The organism is Marinobacter sp. VGCF2001, assembly GCF_049943275.1.
Taxonomy (GTDB): Bacteria; Pseudomonadota; Gammaproteobacteria; order Pseudomonadales; family Oleiphilaceae; genus Marinobacter.
In genome coordinates, this window is record NZ_JBNFVX010000003.1 from 160,971 (window position 1) to 183,051 (window position 22,081).

Sequence of the window (22,081 nt, forward strand, 5' to 3'; positions counted from 1 at the left end):
GTGACGTGCTGCGAATTGATACAAAATGTCAAACGATTGGGACAGTGAGTCAACGGCCTGTGTTGTTATCAACGATACCATGTCGAGTAGCAGGTTGAAGTAGGGCAACGCAAAAAGGAGGCGTTATATGGCACAAGAGATTTTTGTACCTCACAGTGAATTTGAACGTAGAAACGTAATGGCGCTTGCAGAGTATCTTGATGGCATCTTTTACTGCTGATACTCGGATGAGACAGTGCATTGATGTGAAAGCCGGGCTTGCCCGGCTTTTTTATGCCCGGGAGGTCGCCTCGATTGCCCCTTGCCCCCGGGGCTGGCGGTGGTAGGGTATCGGGTCTGATTCGATAACCGGAGACTGCCTGCCCATGAGCGTTGAACTGAACCATCGTATTACCGGCCAGGGGGAGCCGTTGGTGCTGCTGCACGGACTGTTCGGCTCGCTGGAAAACCTGGGGGGGATTGCCCGCCGGCTTGAAGAGGAGTGGCAGCTTCATGCTCTGGATGAACGCAATCATGGCAGTTCGCCCCACACCGATGACATGGATTATCCGTCCATGGCGGCCGATGTAGTGGCTTATCTGGATGCCCAGGGTATTGAGAAAGCCAGCCTGCTTGGCCATTCCATGGGAGGCAAGGTTGCTATGCAGGTTGCCCTGAGCCACCCCGAACGGGTGCGCGCGCTGATTGTGGCGGATATCTCGCCGGTTACCTACAAGGCGCACCACGATGCAATCCTGGACGGTATGCAACAACTGGACCTCCGGGGCGTCAAATCCCGTACCGAAGCGGATACAAGGCTCGCCGAGTTTGTTGAAATCCCCGGGGTGCGCCAGTTTCTGCTGAAAAATCTTGAACGTATTCCGGCGGATCAACAGACCGACAGCGAGCTGGCGTTTCGTTGGCGGCTCAACCTGCCGGTGATTGATGCCTGCTACCGCAAGCTGGCGGCAGCTCCCGAGGGCCAGGGCCCGTTCGAGGGGCCGGTACTGTTTATCAAGGGGGCCGATTCGGCTTACATCCAGGAAAAACACCGGGACACAATTCGTGCCCTGTTTCCCGCCGCTGAGCTGAAAATTATCGAAGGCACCGGGCACTGGCTGCACGCCGAGAAGCCAGAGGCCTTTGCTTCACTGTGCCAGCGTTTTCTGCAACGGTCCTGATCTTGTAAGCAACCCTGTGATCTCTGCTAAGGTTAGTTCCACAGGATTCCGCCGGCGGGTCTGCGGATTCAGAATCACAAGAAAAGGGAACGGTCGTGCATGATGAAATGGCTGCTGGTGAGCTTGCTGGTTATCTTTGTATTGCTTGGCAGTTTTCTGCTGACGCCGTCCCCGATTGACAGCAAAGCCTGGCAGGCACCTTCTCGGCCCGCCATGACGGGCGTCCTGGCCCCCAATGAACGGCTGCGTCTGGCCGATCTGCTGGCCCGGGGCCAGGTCTATGGCCCGGAAGACACCACCGTTGGCCCGAACGGCGTGCTGTACACCGGTACCCAGGATGGCTGGGTGGTTCGGGTGCACCCGGACGGAGAGGTAGAACACTGGCTGAAAACCGGTGGCCGCCCCCTGGGCATGGTCTTCGATGGCAACGGTAACCTGGTCGTAGCTGATGCCTGGAAAGGGTTGCTGTCGATTGCGCCCGATGGCGAGATCACGGTGCTGACCCGGGAAGCCGAAGGCACCCCCTTCCGTTTCACCGACGATGTGGTCATTGCCGGGGACGGCCGCATTTACTTTACCGATGCCAGTTCCCGCTTCCAGCCACCCGACTATGTGCTGGATCTACTGGAGATGCGTCCTCATGGTCGCCTGCTGAGATACGACCCCGACAGCGGAACGACGGAAGTGCTCCTGCGCAATCTGCATTTCGCCAACGGTGTGGCCCTGTCGCCCAAAGGTAGTTATGTGCTGGTGAACGAAACCTGGAAATACCGGACTCTCCGGTACTGGATCCTCGGCCCCAAGGCCGGGCAGGCAGACGTCTTCGCCGACAATCTGCCGGGTTTTCCCGATAATCTGGCGGTGGATCGCGAAGGGCGCTATTGGGTGGCTTTCCCGACATTGCGCAATCCCCAGGTGGATGCAATGCACCAGTCCGCCTGGCTCAAGGATCTGGTGGCCAAATTACCGGACAGCCTGCAACCCAAGCCTCAGAGTTATGGTCTGGTGCTGGCTTTCGACAGCAACGGCCAGGTATTGACGAGCCTGCACGATACCCGAGGCAAGCATCTGCAGGAAATTACCTCGGTGAATCCCCACAACGGCGTTCTCTACTTTGGTTCACTTCACAACGACCGTATCGGGCGGCTACCGTTGAAGGCCATTCCTGGCCTTGGAGCAACAACACCATGAACGACACGCCCGATCTGAACTGGGATTTACCCACGCCGTTCACGCTGGACATTACCGTGCAGGCGGAAGATACCGACCGCCTGGGGCACGCCAACAACGTGGTGTATATCCGTTGGCTGGAAGACGTCAGCTGGGCACACATCGAGAGCCTGGGGATGACCTGGGCCCTGCATGAGGAAACCGGCAAGGCCATGGCCATTACCCACACCGATGTGGATTATCTGGCTGCCGCCAATCGCGGCGACCGGCTGGTGCTGGGCACCTGGTTGACCGATTGCGATGGCCGGTTCCGCTCGGCCCGCCAATTTCAGCTGATCCGCCCGGCCGATGGCAAAACCCTGTTGAGGGGAATGTCGACCCATGCCTGCGTCGACATGACATCCCAGCGTCCCTCGCGGGCGCCGAAGGCGTTCCTGGACATCCTTTCCGGTGCCCTGGTGGCCGGCGGTCGCGGGTTGTCTCGCTGAGGCCGGATGCGGGAATATCTGCTAGTCTCATCTTTGATGTCCGCCAACGGGCATCTGACCCATGCATTCCGGAGGCGACCATGGAATCATCCGAGGTAATTGACTCAACCCGAATGAAGCATGTGATCTATGGCGAGTTCGGCGAACGGGCGGTTTTGCAATTAGCTGACGCCCCGGTACCCTTGCCCGAAGATGGCAAAGTGCTCATCCGGGTGCATGGTGCCGGCCTGAATCCGATTGACTGGAAAACCCGCAAGGGGCTGGGTTTCGCTGCCCGACAGATTGAACACCGATTACCCTGGATCCCGGGGTACGATGTGGCCGGAGAGATTGTGGCGGTCGCCGAGGGCGTTACCACACTTGCACCCGGTGACCGGGTCATGGGCATGATCGGCTTCCCGTCAGGTGGTGGTGCCTATGCCGGGTATGCCCTGGCTGAGGCGGATGAGCTCGCCATCGTGCCCGATGAGCTGGATCTGGTGACGGCCGGTGCGATACCCCTGGCCGCTCTGACAGCCTGGCAGGCCCTGTTCGAAATGGCGCGGCTGGAATCCGGTCAGAAAATTCTGGTTCATGCCGGGGCCGGCGGTGTTGGTCATTTTGCCGTGCAGTTTGCGCTTGAGCGGGGCGCCCATGTGGTGGCCACGGCCTCCCCGGCCAATCGGGATTTTCTGGCGGAGCTGGGCGTACACGAAGTGATTGACTACCACACGACGGATGTCGCCGAGGAGTGCTATGGGCTGGATGTGGTGCTGGACCTTGTTGGCGGCGAGACCGGCAAGCGTTCGCTGCATACCCTCGGGGAATCCGGCGTGCTGGTGACGATACCCACCGTAACGGCGGATGACATTGTCAGTGCCGCCGAGGCTATGGGGTTGCGGGCCCATGGCATGACCGTGCGGCCGGATGTTTTTCACCTGGAGGAAATCGCCGAACTGATAGAAGACGGCGATGTGCGGGTGCATCTTGAACAGGTATTTCCGCTGAGCCAGGTGCAGGCCGCCCATGAATTGCTTGAGACCGGCCATGTTCGCGGCAAGTTAGTGCTCGACTGCCGTTGACCGGCAGCCGGAGCCTCAGGCCGGGGCTATGCCGCCGGGCATCTTGTCGCTGGCGCTGTCATTCCGCTCTTTGCGCTCGCGCTGGGGTTGTGGAGGCACCAGGCTGATCAGTACCCAGTCGTCGCCCGGTTCCAGCGTGTCCATGTCTTTCACCGGGTGAGTGTGGTCCCGGCTGTCGCGGACAAACAGCACCAGGGCCTGATTCTGGTACTGGTCCAGAAACTGCTCAAACCCGAACTCGTCGCTCAGTTGCGTGGTTTTCACCGTATAGCCCTGGCTGACCAGGCTGGCGAGCTTGGCATAGCTGACGCCATCAAACAGACCCCGGGTGCGCTGTACTTTGCCTGCGGTCTGCAGCCGGGCTCGCTGATCCTGATCGCCCTCTGCCAATCCGAAAACCGAATTGTCGCCGAACCAGTCCAGGAAATGATAGGTCGCCAGGCTGTTCATCTGTTTGTAGGGCGACAGTATCAGCAGGTTGCCGATACCGGTCAGGTCCATGTGGGTCGCGGCATGCTCGGAGACCGGGTTGCCGAAATACACCGGCAGATTTTCCATGCGTGCCTGGCGGACGTTTTCCCAGTTGGTATCGGTCAGCATGGTGGGAATCTCGTGTTTTTTCAGTGCCTGGGCAACCAGCCGGGCGACCGGATTGGCGCCCAGAATCAGGAAACCGTGCGCGGGCGGTTCCTGCACCCGAAGCAGTTTCGCCACGGGGCGGGCGGTCAGACTTTGCAGGGTAACGGTGGTGATGATCAGCATGAACACCAGTGGCACCAGCACGCCGGCGCTCTCGTAACCGATCCGTTCAAGCTGGAACGCGAACAGGGCAGACACCGCTGCCGCGACAATGCCCCGGGGCGCGATCCAGCTCAGATAAAGCTTTTCCCGCCAGTTCAGGGTGGTGCCGATGGCCGAGAGAAAGATGCTTACCGGGCGCGCAATCAACATCAGGCAGGCCAGCACGGCTACGAGCCCCCATCCCAGGTCGGCAATGGCGGCAAACTCCACCCGGGCGGCCAGGATGATAAACAGGGCAGAGATAAGCAGGACGCTGAGCGATTCCTTGAATTCAAGAATGCTGTCGACCGGCACCTGTTTCATGTTGGCCATCCAGATGCCCATCACCGTTACCGTGAGCAGCCCGGACTCATGGGCCAGCTCATTGGAGATCGCAAACACGCCCAGCATGAACGTGAGGGTGCCGGCGTTGTGCAGGTACTGGGGAATCCAGTGCTTTCTGAGTACCAGGCCATTCAGGTAGCCCGCCGCAGCGCCGATAGCAAAGCCGACCAGAAGGGTTTTGGCAAAAATGTAGAGCGAGTGACTGAAGACATTGCCCTGGCCCCAGGACACGATGCCCTCAAACACCAGAACCGCCAGCAAGGCCCCCACCGGGTCGATGATGATGCCTTCCCAGGTCAGGATGTTGGCGAGCTTGGAGGTGGGCCGCACGGCCCGCAGCAGCGGTGCGATAACCGTTGGCCCGGTAACAACGGAGATCGCGCCGAACAGTAAGGCGACTTCCCAGGAGACTTCCAGAATCCAGCGTGCGGCCAGAGTGCCGATCAGGCAGGTTACCAGTGTGCCGACCGGTATCAGGTTGCGGACCATCTTGCCGTGGCCCCGGATTTCTTCATAACGCAGGGTCAGACTGCCTTCGAACAGGATGATGGCGACGGCGAGGGAAATGACAGGAAACAGCAGGTCGTTAAAAATGGCTTCCGGCTGAAGAAATCCGGTGACCGGCCCGGCCAGAATGCCCCCGGCCAGCAGAAACAGGATAGCCGGCATACGTAAGCGCCATGCCAGCCACTGACAGACCAGGGAAGAAACGCCGATACCGGCGAGAATTAACGTCGTGCTAACGGCCATAAAAGGGCCTCGATGGTTGGTTTAGATATTGGCCCTGCGGGCAATACGGTTCAGTAGCCGGGATGCCGCAAAAAAACCAAAGCTCGCGGTGACCGGGCTTGCAGCTCCGAAGCCGGTGGCGCAGTCCAGACGAACCGGGCCATCGGTTGTCGGTTTCTGCTGGCAAACCTCGCCATCTGGAGCGGGGTAGGTCAGTTGCTCCAGTGAGTATACTGCCTCGACGCCAAAGCGCCGTTTGGGATTGCGGGAAAAACCGTATTCCCGGCGCAATAAATTACGCACTTTGGCCAGTAACGGATCCTGGGTCGTTTTCGCCAGATCGGCCACCTGAATCTGGGTCGGGTCCATCTGCCCCCCCGCACCTCCGGCGCAGATGATGGGAATCTTGCGGCGCTGGCAGTGGGCAATCAGCGCGGCTTTGGGTTTGACACTGTCGATCGCGTCGATCACTCCGGTCATCTCTTCGCTGATCAAATCGGCAACATTCCTGACGGTCACAAACCCGAAGTGAACGCGAATGTCGGCCTGGGGGTTAATGGCTCGCAGCCGGTCGGCCATGGCCTCGGTTTTGGTGCGACCGTACTGGCTGGTGAGGGCGTGGAGCTGGCGATTGGTGTTGGACACGCAGATATCGTCCATGTCGATCAGCGTCAGGGTGCCAATGCCGCTGCGCGCCAGGGCTTCGGCCGCCCAAGAGCCGACTCCGCCCAGGCCGACAATGGCGATGTGGGCATGGCGAAAGGCGCTCAATGCGGTTCTGCCGTACAGTCGTTCTATGCCGCCAAAGCGGAAATGGTAGTCGTCGGAGGTCATGCCGTCTCTGTTGAAGTGTCAGAATCCAGGGGACATTGTACTGGTGGACTGCGAGCGGCGAAAAGGATTGATAAAAAAAGCCGCGCAAAGCGCGGCTTCAAGAAGGTACCAGCCTCATGCAGAGGCTGGTTGGACTAGTTCAGAGACACTAATCAACGTGATCATTATTGAATGCCTGAGCTGTCCTTCTGAAGGTCACAAGTTGCCATTTTCCGGTCATTTCCGGCCAGGCTCCGGAGCCTGACCGGTTGAACGGATCTTTAGGCGACCCAGTGCTCGTCGTCCAGCCCCATCAGGCTATCCTTGCCGGACTGGATGTCTTTCAGCAGCCAATCCGCTTCCGGCATCAGCTTTTCAAAGTAGAAGCGGGCGGAGACCTGTTTACTCTCCAGCAGGGGCGTGTTGCCTTCACCGGCCTCAAGCTGCTTGCCGGCTTCTGCCGCCATCCGCGACCACAGGTAACCAATTACGGTCAATGCGGTCAGGCGCAGGTAAGGTGAGGCTGCCGCACCGGCTTGTTCCGGATCTTTGGGGGCATTCTGGGCCAGCCACATGGTGGCCTGCTCAAGCCCCTTGATGGCTCCTTTCAGCTCTTCGCGGTAGGGCGCATCCGGGTTGTCCTTCAGGTAGCCGGTGAGCTCGCCGAACAGCGCGCGCACCAGTTGGCCACCCTTGAGAGACAGCTTCCGGCCTACAAGGTCCATCGCCTGGATGCCGTTGGTGCCTTCATAAATACGGGCGATACGCCCGTCGCGCACCAGCTGCTCCAGCGGCCAGTCCTGGGTAAAGCCAGATCCGCCCAGCACCTGCTGGCCCCAGTTGGCATTGTTGTAGCCTTCGTCGGTCAGGAAAGACTTGACCACGGGGGTAAGCAACTGCACCAGGTCATCGGCGTTTTCACGCACTTTCTCATCCGGGTGGGCCACCGACAGATCCAGCTGATGGCCGGTAAACAGGGCGAGTGCACGCATCCCCTCATTCAACACCTTCTGGCGCATCAGCATACGGCGCACATCGGGGTGAACGATGATGGGATCAGCCGGGCCGTCGGCGTTTTTCGGGCCACTCAGAGAACGGCTCTGCAGGCGCTCTTTGGCAAATGCCAGGCTTTCTTGGTAAGCCATTTCGGCCAGGCCCAGGCCCTGCATTCCAACCATCAGGCGAGCTTCGTTCATCATGGTGAACATGGCGCTCATGCCCTTGTTCGGCTCGCCCACAAGCCAGCCTTTGGCCCCTTCAAAATTCATCACGCAGGTGGCGGAGCCCTTGATGCCCATTTTGTGCTCCAGGCCGCCGCAGAAAGCCGGGTTGCGCTCTCCGGAATCCGGCAGGATTTTCGGAACCGCAAACAGGGAGATGCCCTTGGTGGTGTCCGGCGCACCCGGCAGTTTGGCCAATACCAGATGCACGATGTTGTCCACCAGGTCGTGTTCCCCACCGGTGATCCAGATCTTGGTGCCTTCGATGGCATAGCTGCCGTCGTCGTTCGGCGTCGCCTTGGTCCGGATCAGGCCCAGATCGGTTCCGCACTGGGGCTCGGTCAGGCACATGGTTCCGGTCCACTCACCGGAAATGAGTTTTTCCAGGTAAGTCTGCTTCAGTTCGTCTGAGCCATGGGCGTACAGTGCGCTGATGGCGCCATGGGTCAGGCCGGGGTACATCCCCAGCGACAGGTTGGTGGAGCACACCATTTCGTCGACCACAAACTTGAGTGTGTGTGGCAAGCCCTGGCCGCCAAACTCGAGAGGTGCGTCCAGTGCGGTCCAGCCGCCTTCGACGAACTTCCGGTAGGCCTCTTTGAACCCGTCCGGCGTGGTCACCGCTTTCGTCTCCGGATCGTAGCTGCAGCCCTGCCGGTCGCCGGTCTGGTTGGTCGGCTGAATGACTTCAGCGGCCAGTTTGCCGGCTTCGTCGATAACCGCAGACATCAGGTCCGGCGTGGCATCGGCGTATTTTTCCAGTTCGTGCAGTTTGTCTGCGCCCAAGACATCAAACAACAAAAAGCGAAGGTCGTTCGCGGGTGCCTGGTATTGCATGAATACTCTCCTGCTTCAATGTCGCGATCCTGCTGATCGCGGAATGTCGTCGTGTGATTCAAGTGCCTTGTTCATACGGGTGTTTGAAAAATTTGGTTTACTCGCCGGTGGCCTGAGAGCATTGAATTTTCGTATCACCGGTGTCGTGTTGATTGATAATGTGGAGGTTTGCCGATGACAACGGTGATTGCCGGTGTGTCCGGTGCGATTGGCGCGGCGTTGGCGCGCCGCTATCTGGAAGTCTGCCCGGGCCAGACGTTGATCGGGCTGTGTCGTGATCCGGAATCGGCGCCCGAGGCGCTCCGGTGTCATGAGTCTGTCCGTGTGCTGGCCTGGGACGCGGAGGACGAGCAGCATCTTGACAGCAGAGGCCTGAAAGCGGCGCTGGAGGCATCACCATCGGTAGAGAACATCATTTACGCTGCAGGATTGCTGCACGACGACGAGATGTCTCCGGAAAAACGTCTTGAGGATATAGACAGTCAGAGCATGATCCGGGCGTATCGCGTGAACTGCCTGGGGTTCGCCCTGTTGATGCCGCACCTTGCTCCGGCATTGCGAGGCAAGCATTTCAAGAGGATAGCGGCGGTATCGGCGAAGGTTGGGTCGATTGCGGATAACCGGCTGGGAGGCTGGTACGCCTATCGGACTTCCAAGGCAGCGTTGAATATGCTGGTCAGGAATCTGTCGGTTGAGTTATCCCGGCGCTATCAGCCGCTTGCCTGTGTGGCGTTGCATCCGGGCACCACACTGTCGGGACTGAGTGCGCCGTTCCAGCAGTCGCTTGAACAGTTAACCGTGCATGAGCCAGAACAAACGGCCGATAACCTGTTCGCGGTATTGGAGCAGCTGGGGCCTGACGATAATGGCCGATTTTTCAGCTGGGACGGTTCGGAGTTGTCCTGGTAGAGGTCGCTGCGGCACAGCCGCAGCATCCGGTTAACCGAGGAAAGGGTTGAGCAGGCGGGTAAAGGTGCCGGTCAGTTTCAACGGCGCACTCAGCACCGACAGAGTGATGCAGTCTTCACACCCAACGGCAACAGGGCGATGTTCGTCGTGTTCGTTCAGAACCACGAAATCCCACTGATTGAACACACCTTTCTGATCGGCGAACGCTCCCTGCAACACGATGGTGGTCTCGTCCCCCCGGTGGGTATGCGCCGGGGCTTTACCTCCGGCCACCAGTTTTTGGAGCACCACCCGCTCGTTCTGGCCGGGAAACTTATCGGTAATGTCCAAAACGCTGACGTCCGCCAATTGCCGCTTCCACGGCAAAGCGTTGATGTCTTCGCCCAGCAATTTCTGCAGTGGGCTGACTTTCGGCTTCGGCACGGGCGGAGCAGATTCCTCGGGTGCACTGTCAATCCTGGCCATCAGCTGATCGAAGCTAGAGGACTCCACCGTTACTTTCGGCTGTTGGTCCATCATGACAGCGCCCAGGCTGTTGAGCGTGTCAACACGGCTGCAACAGTGTGGGCACTGCTCCAGGTGCAGGCGGATACACAGGGCATGTGGATCACTGAGATTACCCGCGCTGTATTCCATCAAACTGAGACTGTCGGGATGATGCCGTGTCATACGTTTTGATCCTGCAAAATCACTTTTAACTTGTTCAGTGCCAGGCGTACCCGGCTTTTCACCGTACCCAGCGGAATCTCGAGCTCGTCGGCCACCATCTGGTGCGACTTGTGCTCCATATACACCTTGGCAATCACCGTAATCTGCTCTTCGGGAAGATGGCTGAGGGACTCCCGTACTCTGCGCTCGGACATCAACCGGTGCAGTGACGCCACGGGTTCGTCTTCGTTATCGCCGGGGATCTGCCAAAGATCTTCCGTCTCGACTGCCATCTCCGCACTGGTGCGCTGCATCTTTCGCAGCATATCAATACGCTGGTTCCGCGCGATGGTGAAGATCCAGGTCGACGCCGCGGCTTTCCGCCAATCGTAAAGGCAGGACCGGCGCCAGATGGAAATAAAGACTTCCTGGACCAGTTCTTCGGCGTGGCTGGCAATTCCGTTGGAAATTGCATAGTACTTGATCTGCGGGGCGAAGTGCTCGAACAGAGCATGGTAAGCGGCCCGATCGTGATGCTTGCCGACTTTCTCCAGCAGAACACCCCAGGGATCTTTGCGCCCTTCGGTTTTTGCTGGTTGCTGCTCCAGTGTGGTCACCGAGCGCTCCTTGACAGTGGTCGTATTTGAGCGGGCTAATGTCATCATTGTATGCACTCGTAACGGATTTGTCAGTCGAAGGTTTTACGGCCCCGATTCGCCAGCGGATCGGTATTCCCCCGAAAAAAATACCGGAGTGGCTCAAAGGCCGGGCAGCGGCGTCACCGGAGTGATTGTCGGTTACACAGGCAGGGATTAGTCTGGCTGGTAAAACAATAACCACCTATTGCAGATTATGAACGGATTGCTTTCTGATGGCTCTTTGCCCGGTATGCGGGTGCATTACGCTGAAATTCTGTGCCAGCTGGCAGAGGAAAGACATATCTGTCGCACGGAGCTGCTGCTGGCATCCGGTATCCGCCACCACCAGCTCAGTCATCCCGACAACTTCATCACACTCAACCAGTTCATCGCACTGTGTGAGGCGGTGCTTGCCCGCTGTGATGACGATTGTCTCGGCCTGGAGTATGGCACACGCCTGAAGTTCACCGCCCATGGTGCTTTGTCTCAGGCGGCGATCAGTTGCGATACGCTGGAGCAGGCGCTGCAGGTGCTGATTAAATATTTCCGCACCCGTTTTGCCTATATGTCACTCTCATTCTTTGTGGAAGAGCGAGACGCGGTACTTCAACTCGAACTCCGTCATGGCACGGCAAGGCTGCATCGGTTTAACGTTGAAGTGGTGCTGGCAACGCTGATGGAGGTCAACTATCTGCTGTTTGGCACCCGGCTGCTGGATGGCGGGCGGTGCCTGGTGGATTACCCGCGCCCGAACCGTGCCGGGCGTTACCAGTCGTTGTTCGGTGGCGAGATCGAGTTTTCCAGAAACGTGAATCAGCTGCGCTTTCGCCGAAAGTTTTTGTCGTTGCCGATGTCGTTGTCCAATCCTGTGGCCCGGCGTGTGGCCGAGGCCCAGTGCGAAGAGGAAATGCGCCAGATTGAAGCCGCCACATCTGTGGCCGGGAGAGTGCTCAGGCTGCTGGAGACAAGGCGGGATGGGCGTTTGCCCGGCGTTGAGGAAGTGGCGCTGCACATGGGGGTGTCCCCGCGGACCCTCCGGCGACAGCTTGCCGCCGAAGGAAACGGGTTCCAGACGCTTCAGGAGAGGGTGCGCCAGCAGCGTGCTCTGGAACTGTTGCGGGGACACTCGGCCATGACCATTGACCAGATTGCCGAGCATCTCGGCTACAGTGACCCCTCCAATTTTGGCAGGGCGTTTCGGAAGTGGCAGGGTGTCTCGCCGTCAGTCTGGCGAAAGCAGAACCAGGTTTAGACTGCCGCCGCGTTATTCCTCAAGATAGGTGTAGCCGTCCAGCCCGGCCGATACTTCATCAAGCAGGGCTTTTTGCAGTTCCGGCTCAAGATTGCTGAGCTGGAACTTCTGCCGGTAGGACTCGAGTAATGCGTCGGGCTCGAAGTTTACGTAACGCAGTACTTTGGCCACAGTGTCTCCGGTTATTGGATGCCCCACCTGATAGTGCCCGTGTGCGCTCAGTTTCACATCGACCGAATGGGTATCCCCGAACAGGTTGTGCATATCGCCGAGAATTTCCTGATAGGCACCGGTCATGAAAAAGCCCATCAGCAACGGTGAGTCGGGGTTGTGTTCCGGTAACGGCAGGGTGCTTTCTATGCCCTGGCCGTCCACGTACTGATCAATCCGGCCATCGGAGTCGCAGGTAATATCCTGAATAATGGCGCGGCGGTTCAGCGGGCGATTGAGCCCGTTAATCGGCATGACCGGGAAAATCTGGTCAATACCCCAGACATCCGGCAGCGACTGGAACAGGGAAAAGTTCACAAACAGCTTTTCTGCCAGTTTCTCGTTCAGTTCGTCAATAATCTCCCGGTGTGCCCGGTTGGCGCTGTCCAGCTCACCCCGCAGAATCCGGCAGCATTTCACGTACAGGGTTTCAGCCTGGGCCCGTTCGGATAACGACAGCAGTCCGTGGGCAAATTGCGCGTTAACATCGGCTATAGCGTGCAGGATGTTGTGGTAGACCTCTGCCAGAGAACGGGGGGAGTGCGCATCCTGCAGGCTTTCCAGATCGCGCCAGAGGTCGTGTAACGGTGCGGGAGCAGCCGCAGATGGTGCGGACGGTTCGTGATGGTTTGGAGTCTCCCGGTCGATGACGTTGGTAACCAGCACTGAATGGTGTGCGGTCAATGCCCGCCCCGATTCACTGATGAGATCCGGGTGCGGAATGCCCTGGCGATCACATTCTGCCTGTAGCACGTGCACCACGTTATACGCGTATTCGAACACGCTGTAATTCATGGAACAACTGCTGCGCGAACGGGTGCCCTCGTAGTCCACACCAAGGCCGCCGCCGATATCCACGGTGCCGATCGGGGCGCCAAGGGCGTGGAGCTCGGTGTAAAAACGCGCGCATTCGCGCAGGCCGGTCTGGATGTCCCGGATGTTGGCAATTTGCGAGCCCAGGTGAAAATGCAGCAGTTGCAGGGTGTCGAGGGCGCCGGCCTGTTTCAGGGTATCCACCACCTCCAGTATCTGGCTGGCAGACAGGCCAAATTTGGATTTTTCGCCTCCGGTATTCTGCCAGTTGCCCTTGCCAATGGTTGCCAGACGGGCCCGTACACCGATCAGCGGCGAAACGCCAAGCTGTTCTGCCTCCGCCAGAATCAGGGGCAGTTCGGATTGTTTTTCCACCACGATAAACACCCGGTGCCCCAGCTTCTGGCCAATCAGCGCCAGCCGGATGTATTCCCGGTCTTTATAGCCATTGCAGACAATGACTGAGCCCGCTTGTCTGGCCAATGCCAGCACGGCCATCAGTTCGGGTTTGCTGCCGGCTTCAAGGCCCACCTGGTTGGCCGAGGCTGCAGGTTCGGCCGCGAGTAATTCCTCCACTACCCGGCGCTGCTGATTAACCTTGATCGGGTAGACGGCGGTGTAGCGGCCCTGATAGCCCTGCTCCCGGGTAACCGTGTTGAACGCATTGCAGAGCTTGCTCACCCGATCGTGCAGGATGTCGGTAAAGCGGATCAGTACCGGTAAAGCAATGCCTGACTCCGCGAGTGAGCGGGTCAGGGCGGGCAAGTTGATGCGCGCGTTGCTCTGGCCTCGGTCAGGGCAGATTTCCACCTCGCCCTGATCATTGACCGCAATGTAGCCGTCACTCCAGTGCGCGATGTTGTAGACCCTGTGAGCGGGTGATGCAGCGCTTTCAGCCATAATTGCTATCCTGTCAGGAAACCGGGGCGGCCGGCAGGCCAGTAACAGGCTGCATTGTAGGAGTTGACTACTGCACCTACAATACGCCCCTTTCAGATGCCCCGGCAGATCGCAGCGGCACATTGTGGGAGGCAGACATGACCGCATTGAACGAAGGTTGGTTCACCGAAGTATTTCAGGATCAGGGCACGGCTTTTTCCCTGCAAGTAAAGCGCAAGCTCCATGAAGAGCAGACGCCGTTCCAGACCCTGGAAATTTACGAAACGGAAACCTTCGGCAACCTGATGGTGCTGGATGGCTGCGTCATGCTGACCACCCGGGACAATTTCCTGTATCACGAGATGATGACCCATCCTGCGCTGTTCACCCACAAGGCCCCGAAGAAAGTGGTGATTGTGGGGGGCGGCGACTGCGGCACCCTGAAGGAAGTGCTGAAGCACCCCGGCGTGGAAGAAGCCTGGCAGGTGGAGATTGATGAGCGGGTAACCCGTGTGTCCGAGACGTATTTCCCGGAGCTGTGCTCGGCCAATGGCGACCCCCGGGCAAACTTCTTCTTCGGCGATGGCATCCAGTGGATGCGCGATATCGAACCCGGCAGTATCGATGTGTTGATTATCGATAGCACAGACCCGGTCGGCCCCGCCGAAGGTCTGTTTGCGCTGGATTTTTATCGCGATGCCATGCTCGCCCTGAAGGAGGGCGGGATCATCGTGCAGCAGAGCGAATCTCCCCTGTTGCATACCGACAGCATCATCAAGGACATTCACCAGGATATGCGCAAGGCGGGCTTTGATCATGTGCAGACGTTGCCGTTTCCCCAGCCGGTATATCCCACAGGCTGGTGGAGTTGCACCATGGGCAGCAAGGAAAACCCGCTGAAGTATTTCCGAGAGGAAGACGCCAACGACCGTCCTTTCGTTACCCGTTACTACAATTCCGGGGTTCATCATGGAGCCCTGGCCATGCCGCAGTTCATGGTGGACGCATTGGAAGACGAGGTGCGCCCGGAAGAGGGCTGACTCGGGGTTGGCCACAGGGGAGGGAAAGCACCTATAAGAAAGGGGCGCCCGGATGGGCGCCCCTTTTGGGTTCCGGGTTGCTGGCGGTTTACTGCTTGCCGCTGACAAACTCCGGGTAGGCTTCCATGCCACATTCGGACAGGTCGACACCTTCGTATTCTTCCTCTTCGGTGACGCGGATGCCCATGACGGCCTTGAGAACACCCCAGACTACCAGGCTGGCTACGAAGACCCAGATGAAGATGGTCAGGGCGCCGATGATCTGGCCGCTGAAGGTGGCGCCGTCATTGGTGATTGGCACCAGCAGGAGGCCCAGCAAACCACAGACACCGTGGGCCGAAATGGCGCCAACCGGATCGTCGATGCGCAGCTTGTCCAGAGTGACGATGCTCAGGACCACCAGGACACCGCCCAGAGCACCCCAGACCGTAGCGGTCAGCGCGCTCGGCGTGGACGGCTCGGCGGTGATCACCACCAGCCCGGCGATAGCGCCATTCAGCAGCATGGTCAGGTCCGCTTTGCCAAACATCAGGCGCGCGGTGATCAGGGCGGCGAGGGCACCACCGGCAGCGGCGGCATTGGTGTTCAGGAACACCATGGCGACCGAGTTGGCGCTGGCCACGTCACCGAGTTTCAGAACCGAACCACCGTTGAAGCCGAACCAGCCCATCCACAGGATGAAGGTACCCAGCGCCGCGAGCGGCATATTGGCACCCGGGAAGGCACGGATTTCACCGTTGGGGCCGTACTTGCCCTTACGGGCGCCGAGCAGGAGGACACCGGCCAGGGCGGCAGCGGCACCAGCCATGTGCACGATGCCGGAGCCGGCGAAGTCACTGAAGCCAAGGTCGCCCAGGTTATACATTCCGAAAACGTCGGCACCACCCCAGGTCCAGGCACCCTCGAGCGGGTAGATGAAGCCGGTCATGAATACCGCGAAGATCAGGAACGCCCAGAGTTTCATGCGCTCGGCGACCGCACCGGAGACAATCGACATGGCGGTGGCCACGAACACAACCTGGAAGAAGAAGTCAGAGGCAGCCGAGTAGATGGAGCCGCCGGTGAAGCCGTCTTCGCGGGTTGCAAAGTCGCCCAGTACGCCGTCTACGTCTACATCGGCAATGCCGGACAAGAAGACGTTACCGCCATACATGATGGCGTAGCCACACACCAGGTACATGGTGCAGGCCACCGCAAACAGCGCGACGTTTTTGGTCAGGATTTCGGTGGTGTTTTTAGCACGCACCAGGCCGGACTCGAGCATGGCGAAGCCGGCTGCCATCCACATGACTAATGCGCCACACACGAGAAAATAAAAGGTATCTATTGCGTACTGCAGGTGAAAGAGATTGCTTTCCATGGGAAGCCCTCCGCACAAGGCTCTTCAGGTTATAAGTTTTTTGCGTTGGCTGAGTGTCAGTTCAGAATCAGACCGCTTCTTCGCCGGTTTCGCCTGTCCGGATTCGGATAGCCTGTTCCAGTTCCGTCACGAAAATCTTGCCGTCGCCGATCTTGCCGGTGTTGGCCGCCTTGGTGATGGACTCGATGACCTGGTCCAGTAGATTGTCGCCGATGGCGATTTCCACTTTGACCTTGGGCAGGAAGTCCACCACGTATTCCGCGCCACGATACAGTTCTGTGTGGCCTTTCTGCCGACCGAAGCCTTTGACTTCAGTGACGGTTACGCCTTGTACGCCAATCTCGGATAGTGCCTCACGGACATCATCCAATTTGAAAGGCTTGATGATCGCTGTCACAAGTTTCATTGCTTTCTCCTTGGTAAAGCCGTCCCAACAGTGAGGGCCGCCGGCCAGTTGTTGAGCTCGGGATGCTGCCACCTCGCACATCAATTGTGCGGATTGTGTACGTAGGCTTTAGCATCGGGTGTGCCAACGCAAAAAAAGTTATTTAAAACAAATTGTTATGTATCGGTTGTGCCGAAATGGCGCAATCTTCTGCACCATAGTGGTGCGCTGCGCCCGCGACTGTCTCAAAACAGCGCAGTCTCGCCTTCGGCCGCGGCCATTATAATGCCGACCGGGCACAGTATGGCAGGGGGGTGGGTGTGATACACTGGTTTCAACGCGCCCGGCGAGAGATAAAATGGTCTTATTGTGCCGGTAATCCAAATTGACGAGGTGATTGATGAAAGGGCCGCAGGAAATTTTTTCTCAGTTGCAAGGCCAGTTTGGCCAGTTTGTTCCGGATATGGCCCGCGCGGCGCGGGAAGATTTCGAGGCCCAGGCCAGGGCCACGGTGATGACGGTTCTGTCGCGGCTCGAGCTGGTGACCCGTGAAGAATTTGATGCCCAGCAGGCGGTGCTGATGAAAACCCGTGAAAAGGTAGAGGCTCTGGAAAAGCGCGTGTCCGAGTTGGAGCAGCGCCAGAGTTCCTGACGGGTCAGATGGGTGGCAGGGTCGCTGCCCGCAACGATTGATGATTATTTGCCAGGGAAGGTTACCATGCTCGCTATTGTCCACTCGCGCGCCAGTGTTGGCGTGTCTGCTCCGCCCGTAACGGTTGAAGTGCACCTGTCGGGCGGCTTGCCTGCGTTGTCCATTGTTGGCCTGCCGGAAACCGGTGTACGGGAAAGCAAAGACCGGGTCCGCAGCGCCCTGCTTAATGCCGGCTTCGAGTTTCCCGCCCGGCGCATCACCATCAATCTGGCACCGGCTGATTTGCCGAAGGAAGGCGGGCGCTTTGATCTGCCGATTGCGCTGGGGATTCTGGCGGCATCGGGCCAGATTCCCCCGGAGAGCCTCCGCAATCAGGAATTTCTCGGTGAGCTTTCCCTGGATGGCGCACTCCGGCCCCTCAAAGGCATTCTGCCGGCTGTGCTGGCTGCGCGTGCCGCTGGCCGGTCGTTACTGGTGCCTCAGGACAATGCCCGTGAGGCAGCCCTGGCCAGCCGTGAAGATGTGTTAGCGGCCAGCCACCTGCTGGCGGTGTGTGAGCATTTGTCGGGGCGCGCCCGCCTGGTGCCGGTGCCACGGTCTCAGGCTAACGATGATGATTCATCCCCGGCCGCGACGGCCGATCTTGCCGATGTGCGCGGCCAGCCGGTACCCAGACGCGCGCTCGAGGTAGCGGCAGCGGGTGGGCACAACCTGCTGTTCTTTGGCCCGCCGGGTACCGGCAAGAGTATGCTTGCCAGTCGTTTGCCCGGCATTTTACCGGCGCTGGCGGATGAAGAGGCCATGGAGGTTGCCAGTGTGCACTCGGTGGCGGGCCAGCCGCTGGCAGCCGGGGGCTGGCGCCGGCCGCCGTTCAGGGCACCGCATCACACGGCCTCGGCCGTGGCCCTGGTAGGCGGTGGCAGTAGCCCCCGGCCGGGAGAAATCTCGTTGGCGCACCGTGGAGTGCTTTTTCTGGACGAGTTACCCGAGTTTGAGCGCCGGGTACTGGAGGTTCTCCGGGAACCCATGGAGACCGGAGTCATTTCGATCAGTCGGGCGGCCCGGCAAGTGACGTTTCCTGCCCGGTTTCAGGTCATTGCAGCCATGAATCCGTGTCCCTGTGGTTACAGCGGTCATCCCGGTATCGAGTGTCAGTGCTCGCCCACGCAGGTAACGCGATACCGCGCGAAGATATCGGGTCCGTTGCTGGACCGGTTCGATTTGCACGTGGAGGTGCCGGTCCAGGCTGGTGGTGTTTTGCTGGGCTCAGCCGAGGCCGGGGAAAGCAGCGACTGTGTCAGGGCCAGGGTGCTGGCGGCCAGGGCGCGACAGGACAAACGGGGCACTCTCAACGCGGCTTTGTCGGGCAGCACCCTGGATCGGGCCTGCAAGCTGGATATGGCCGGTGAGCGTTTGCTGACCCGGGCCATGGAACGCCTGGGCCTTTCGGCCCGGGGCTTGCACCGTGTCTTGAGGCTTGCTCGCACGCTGGCCGATCTGGAAGGGGTTGAATCTCTGAGTCAGTCGCATTTGATGGAGGCGTTGGGGTATCGCCAGCTCGACCGTCAGGCCGGGCAGGGGTCGGTTGTCTCCGCCTGACGTCCCGGACTCTGGTAAACTCAGGTTCTGACTTTCATACAAGACGTGCTTTGAAGCTTGAGGACATACAATGAGTGACCAGAACGAGACTCCGGACACCAACCCGGTCACCACGCGCCGTGGTGTTCGCAGCTTTGTGCTGCGCCAGGGGCGGATGACCGAAGGCCAGAAAAAAGCCTTCGACCGTAATTGGCCGAAATACGGTCTGAGCCGCGAGCACGGCATGATCGATCCGCGCGAAGTATTCGGGCGGGATAATATGCTCAACCTTGAAATCGGCTTCGGTATGGGGCAATCGCTGGCGCAAATGGCAGAAGCTGCGCCGGAACAGGACTTTATCGGGGTTGAGGTTCACTTGCCGGGCGTTGGCGCATTATTGAAAGATGTCGAAGAGCGGGGCCTGGAGAACGTTCGGGTTTACAGCATCGACGCCAATGACGTGATTGATCTGTGCCTTCCGGACGCCTGCCTGGACCGCGTGATGGTGTTTTTTCCGGACCCCTGGCACAAGAAAAAACATCATAAGCGCCGCCTGATCCAGTCTGAGTTTATTCAGCGCATCCGTCATAAACTGCGGGTGGGTGGCATCCTGCACCTGGCCACCGATTGGGAGAATTACGCCGAGCATATGTTAGACGTGATGAATGCCTCGGAAGGTTTTGCCAACACCCAGGAGCAGGGCGGCTACTCGCCAAAACCCGAAGACCGGCCCATCACCAAGTTTGAAAAGCGCGGTGAAAAGCTGGGTCATGGGGTCTGGGACTTGCTGTTCTATCGCACCAACTGAGTTCAGTGGGGTGTGCTTAGCGGCCGCCGGCGGGACGCCCGGATAACGACCAGTCCCGCCATCCCCAGTATCAGCCCGGTGAACTTGAGCAGGGCCAGAATCGTCGCCGTCAGGCTGAGAGTGTCTGAGGGCGGGTTGAAGTTGTTCAGCAAAACGATGTTTTCGGCGACATCACTGAGGCCGGCGATCACGAACAGCACCCGCACCCAGCGCGCAACCATGCGCTCGCGGACGCCGGGCCGGTCGCGCGTGAAATGTCGTGTCAGCTGAAGCAGTGTCGCCAGGTAGACCACGATAAAGGCCAGATCAAGCCACAGAGACAGCCTGGCCAGCCCCAGATTGCCGTCACGCCAGCTGCGCAGGATGGCGTGGGTCTGATCAGCTGTACCGGCCAATTGTAAACTCACCATGCCCTGAGGTGCGGCGGCTGTGTGCAGGGGCTGATTCAATGCGGCCAGCACCAGCCATAGCGCCAGAGCTGTCACCAGAGACAGCTTCATGGGCAGCTTCATGGGGCGCATGGGGATCAGTGGTGGGCGCCGGGCTGAGTCCATCAGAGAAATTGCTCCAGCAGGTTGTTCAGGTATCTTTGCCCCTGCTCTGTCGCCTGCAGACGAGTCGGGGACATCAAATTTTGAGCTCTCAGGGACTCCAGTTTTACCGCAATGGACGACAGCGGTAAACCTGTACGTTCACTGTACAGGTTTTCGCTGGTGCCGGTTTTCAGCCGTAAAGCGTTCATCATGAATTCCAGGCCCCGATCTTCGGCTTCGATGGCTTCACTGCCTGCGGTTCGGGAGCCGATCCGACGAAGAAAGGCCTCCGGCTGTCGGGTCTTCCAGTAACGGAGGATACGGCTATCGGCAAGGCTCACTTTGCCGTGGGCGCCGGCTCCCATGGCCAGATAATCGCCGAAAGTCCAGTAGTTCAGGTTGTGACGGCTCTGAGCATCGGGCCGGCTCCAGGCGGAGACTTCGTAGTCCTCGAAGCCCTCTGCGCGCAAGAATTGACCGCCTCGCTGATAGATTTCCCACAACCGGTCGTCATCTGGCAGAGCGGGTGGTCGCGAGAAAAACTCGGTGTTGGGCTCGATGGTAAGCTGATACCAGGACAGATGGCTCGGGCCATGCTCGAGCGCCGCCCGTAAATCGCTCAGCGCCTGCTCGGGGGTTTGACCGGGCAAGCCGTGCATCAGGTCTATGTTGAAATTCTCGAAGCCGGCATTGCGGGCAGCGGTAATGGCGTCATGGGCAGCCTGGCTGTCGTGGATGCGGCCCAGGGTCTTCAGGTGGTCCGGATTGAAACTCTGCACACCAATTGAGAGCCGGTTTATGCCGGCCTGCCGGAAACTGTCGAACCGGCCGGCTTCGACGGTGCCGGGATTGGCTTCGAGGGTAATTTCGGCGCCCGGGCTGAAATTCACGCGCTCCCGGAGACGGGTGAACAGCTGGCGGTAGAAGTCACCGCTCATCAGTGACGGAGTGCCGCCGCCGATGAACACGGTCTCGATCGGGCGTTCCCGTACCAGATGAAGATCCTGATCGAAATCTTCCAGTAGTGCGTTCAGGTACGCCTGCTCGGGGATGTCACCCCGGATGGCATGGGAGTTGAAGTCGCAGTAGGGGCACTTGCGCACACACCAGGGCACATGGATATACAGGCTCAGGGGCGGGCAGACCGCCACGGGCTCGGCGGCGGCCATGATCCTAGAGTTCCGCCTGAAGTTGCTCTGCCAGTTGGGCCAGTGCCCGGCCCCGATGGCTGATGAGTGCTTTCTTTTCCCGGGGCAGCTCTGCCGCACTGACCCCGTGTCCCGGCACCAGAAAGACCGGATCGTAGCCGAAGCCGCCCGTTCCTCTGGGCGCCGTCAAAACCTGGCCAGGCCAGCGGCCATGGCAGATGATGGGGGTTGGGTCATCGGCATGGCGCAGATACACAAGGGCGCAATGAAACTGTGCGCCACGCTGTGCTTCCGGGACGCCGTCCAGAGCCGCCAGTAGTGCCTGCACGTTATCCGTGTCGCTGGCGTTGTCGCCGGCGAATCGGGCTGAGCGCACGCCGGGCCGCCCATCGAGCGCGTCAACGGCCAGGCCGCTGTCATCGGCCAGGGCTGGCATACCGGTCAGCCGGGCGGCATGCCTGGCCTTGAGAATGGCGTTTTCAACGAAGGTAACGGCGGGTTCCTCCGCCTCCGGAACGCCAAGCTCGCCCTGGGCGACCGGGGTCAGGCCCAGGGGGGCAAGCAGGCTGTTCAGTTCGGCGATTTTGCCTTGGTTGTTACTGGCGATAACAAGTTTCAGTGGCAT

Annotated in this window: 21 protein-coding genes; 10 read left to right on the forward strand and 11 right to left on the reverse strand. The window is 59.4% G+C overall.

Features of this window, described 5'->3' with window-relative positions; translation table 11 throughout:
* Positions 1 to 365: 365 nt before the first annotated feature.
* From ACP2AU_RS06120 to ACP2AU_RS06135, 4 genes are all read left to right on the forward strand, one after another.
* Positions 366 to 1,160, forward strand: a complete 795-nt coding sequence (locus tag ACP2AU_RS06120; RefSeq protein WP_426375225.1) for an alpha/beta fold hydrolase — start codon at positions 366 to 368, stop codon at positions 1,158 to 1,160.
* Positions 1,161 to 1,262: 102 nt separating this feature from the next.
* Positions 1,263 to 2,351, forward strand: coding sequence for an SMP-30/gluconolactonase/LRE family protein (locus tag ACP2AU_RS06125; protein ID WP_426375321.1), 1,089 nt, complete (start codon positions 1,263 to 1,265; stop codon positions 2,349 to 2,351).
* Positions 2,348 to 2,818, forward strand: a complete 471-nt coding sequence (locus ACP2AU_RS06130) for an acyl-CoA thioesterase (RefSeq protein ID WP_426375226.1) — start codon at positions 2,348 to 2,350, stop codon at positions 2,816 to 2,818. The genes ACP2AU_RS06125 and ACP2AU_RS06130 overlap by 4 nt, the downstream gene beginning before the upstream one ends.
* 80 nt (positions 2,819 to 2,898) lie before the next feature.
* Positions 2,899 to 3,879, forward strand: a complete 981-nt coding sequence (locus ACP2AU_RS06135; protein WP_426375227.1) for an NADP-dependent oxidoreductase — start codon at positions 2,899 to 2,901, stop codon at positions 3,877 to 3,879.
* Between the two features lie 15 nt (positions 3,880 to 3,894).
* On the opposite strand, the gene ACP2AU_RS06140 is transcribed toward ACP2AU_RS06135, so the two are convergent.
* The 3 genes from ACP2AU_RS06140 to ACP2AU_RS06150 form a co-directional block, all read right to left on the reverse strand.
* Positions 3,895 to 5,754 carry a cation:proton antiporter gene (locus ACP2AU_RS06140; RefSeq protein ID WP_426375228.1) on the reverse strand — a complete coding sequence of 620 codons (1,860 nt, stop codon included), beginning with the start codon at positions 5,752 to 5,754 and terminating at the stop codon, positions 3,895 to 3,897.
* 21 nt (positions 5,755 to 5,775) lie between these two features.
* Positions 5,776 to 6,567, reverse strand: a complete 792-nt coding sequence (tcdA, locus tag ACP2AU_RS06145; protein WP_426375229.1) for a tRNA cyclic N6-threonylcarbamoyladenosine(37) synthase TcdA — start codon at positions 6,565 to 6,567, stop codon at positions 5,776 to 5,778.
* Between the two features lie 260 nt (positions 6,568 to 6,827).
* On the reverse strand, positions 6,828 to 8,603 hold the full coding sequence (locus ACP2AU_RS06150) for an acyl-CoA dehydrogenase C-terminal domain-containing protein (RefSeq protein ID WP_426375230.1): 1,776 nt from the start codon (positions 8,601 to 8,603) through the stop codon (positions 6,828 to 6,830).
* A 174-nt stretch (positions 8,604 to 8,777) separates the two neighbouring features.
* Here ACP2AU_RS06150 and ACP2AU_RS06155 point away from each other — a divergent pair, with 174 nt between their 5' ends.
* On the forward strand, positions 8,778 to 9,512 hold the full coding sequence (locus ACP2AU_RS06155; protein ID WP_426375231.1) for an SDR family oxidoreductase: 735 nt from the start codon (positions 8,778 to 8,780) through the stop codon (positions 9,510 to 9,512).
* A gap of 30 nt (positions 9,513 to 9,542) precedes the next feature.
* On the opposite strand, the gene ACP2AU_RS06160 is transcribed toward ACP2AU_RS06155, so the two are convergent.
* Both ACP2AU_RS06160 and ACP2AU_RS06165 read right to left on the reverse strand, forming a co-directional pair.
* The gene (locus ACP2AU_RS06160; protein ID WP_426375232.1) at positions 9,543 to 10,181 is read right to left on the reverse strand and encodes a ChrR family anti-sigma-E factor; all 639 of its coding nucleotides are present in this window, start codon (positions 10,179 to 10,181) and stop codon (positions 9,543 to 9,545) included.
* On the reverse strand, positions 10,178 to 10,777 hold the full coding sequence (locus ACP2AU_RS06165) for a sigma-70 family RNA polymerase sigma factor (RefSeq protein WP_426375233.1): 600 nt from the start codon (positions 10,775 to 10,777) through the stop codon (positions 10,178 to 10,180). Before ACP2AU_RS06165 ends, ACP2AU_RS06160 begins: the two co-directional genes overlap by 4 nt.
* Positions 10,778 to 11,012: 235 nt before the next feature.
* Here ACP2AU_RS06165 and ACP2AU_RS06170 point away from each other — a divergent pair, with 235 nt between their 5' ends.
* On the forward strand, positions 11,013 to 12,050 hold the full coding sequence (locus tag ACP2AU_RS06170) for an AraC family transcriptional regulator (RefSeq protein WP_426375234.1): 1,038 nt from the start codon (positions 11,013 to 11,015) through the stop codon (positions 12,048 to 12,050).
* Between the two features lie 12 nt (positions 12,051 to 12,062).
* Here the strand turns inward: ACP2AU_RS06170 and speA are convergent, their stop codons facing one another.
* Positions 12,063 to 13,973, reverse strand: a complete 1,911-nt coding sequence (gene speA / locus ACP2AU_RS06175; protein ID WP_426375235.1) for a biosynthetic arginine decarboxylase — start codon at positions 13,971 to 13,973, stop codon at positions 12,063 to 12,065.
* A gap of 137 nt (positions 13,974 to 14,110) precedes the next feature.
* Between speA and speE the strand changes: the two genes are divergently transcribed.
* Positions 14,111 to 14,992: a polyamine aminopropyltransferase gene (gene speE / locus ACP2AU_RS06180; protein WP_426375236.1), complete on the forward strand. Its 882-nt coding sequence runs from the start codon at positions 14,111 to 14,113 to the stop codon at positions 14,990 to 14,992.
* A gap of 88 nt (positions 14,993 to 15,080) precedes the next feature.
* Here the strand turns inward: speE and ACP2AU_RS06185 are convergent, their stop codons facing one another.
* Positions 15,081 to 16,352 carry an ammonium transporter gene (locus ACP2AU_RS06185; protein ID WP_426375237.1) on the reverse strand — a complete coding sequence of 424 codons (1,272 nt, stop codon included), beginning with the start codon at positions 16,350 to 16,352 and terminating at the stop codon, positions 15,081 to 15,083.
* Positions 16,353 to 16,419: 67 nt separating this feature from the next.
* Positions 16,420 to 16,758 (reverse strand): P-II family nitrogen regulator, encoded by a 339-nt coding sequence (gene glnK, locus ACP2AU_RS06190; protein ID WP_008940573.1) that lies wholly within the window; start codon positions 16,756 to 16,758, stop codon positions 16,420 to 16,422.
* A 379-nt stretch (positions 16,759 to 17,137) separates the two neighbouring features.
* On the opposite strand from glnK, the gene ACP2AU_RS06195 reads away from it, so the two are divergent.
* The 3 genes from ACP2AU_RS06195 to trmB all read left to right on the forward strand — a co-directional run bounded on the left by ACP2AU_RS06195 (position 17,138) and on the right by trmB (position 19,775).
* On the forward strand, positions 17,138 to 17,389 hold the full coding sequence (locus ACP2AU_RS06195) for an accessory factor UbiK family protein (protein ID WP_426375238.1): 252 nt from the start codon (positions 17,138 to 17,140) through the stop codon (positions 17,387 to 17,389).
* Positions 17,390 to 17,455: 66 nt separating this feature from the next.
* On the forward strand, positions 17,456 to 18,988 hold the full coding sequence (locus tag ACP2AU_RS06200) for a YifB family Mg chelatase-like AAA ATPase (RefSeq protein ID WP_426375239.1): 1,533 nt from the start codon (positions 17,456 to 17,458) through the stop codon (positions 18,986 to 18,988).
* A gap of 70 nt (positions 18,989 to 19,058) precedes the next feature.
* Positions 19,059 to 19,775, forward strand: coding sequence for a tRNA (guanosine(46)-N7)-methyltransferase TrmB (gene trmB / locus ACP2AU_RS06205; protein WP_426375240.1), 717 nt, complete (start codon positions 19,059 to 19,061; stop codon positions 19,773 to 19,775).
* Positions 19,776 to 19,777: 2 nt separating this feature from the next.
* On the opposite strand, the gene ACP2AU_RS06210 is transcribed toward trmB, so the two are convergent.
* From ACP2AU_RS06210 to rdgB, 3 genes are read right to left on the reverse strand one after another with little or no spacing between them, the layout of a single operon-like run.
* Positions 19,778 to 20,329 (reverse strand): hypothetical protein, encoded by a 552-nt coding sequence (locus ACP2AU_RS06210; protein ID WP_426375241.1) that lies wholly within the window; start codon positions 20,327 to 20,329, stop codon positions 19,778 to 19,780.
* Positions 20,329 to 21,477, reverse strand: a complete 1,149-nt coding sequence (gene hemW, locus ACP2AU_RS06215) for a radical SAM family heme chaperone HemW (RefSeq protein ID WP_426375242.1) — start codon at positions 21,475 to 21,477, stop codon at positions 20,329 to 20,331. Before hemW ends, ACP2AU_RS06210 begins: the two co-directional genes overlap by 1 nt.
* 4 nt (positions 21,478 to 21,481) lie before the next feature.
* The gene (gene rdgB, locus ACP2AU_RS06220) at positions 21,482 to 22,081 is read right to left on the reverse strand and encodes an RdgB/HAM1 family non-canonical purine NTP pyrophosphatase (protein ID WP_426375243.1); all 600 of its coding nucleotides are present in this window, start codon (positions 22,079 to 22,081) and stop codon (positions 21,482 to 21,484) included.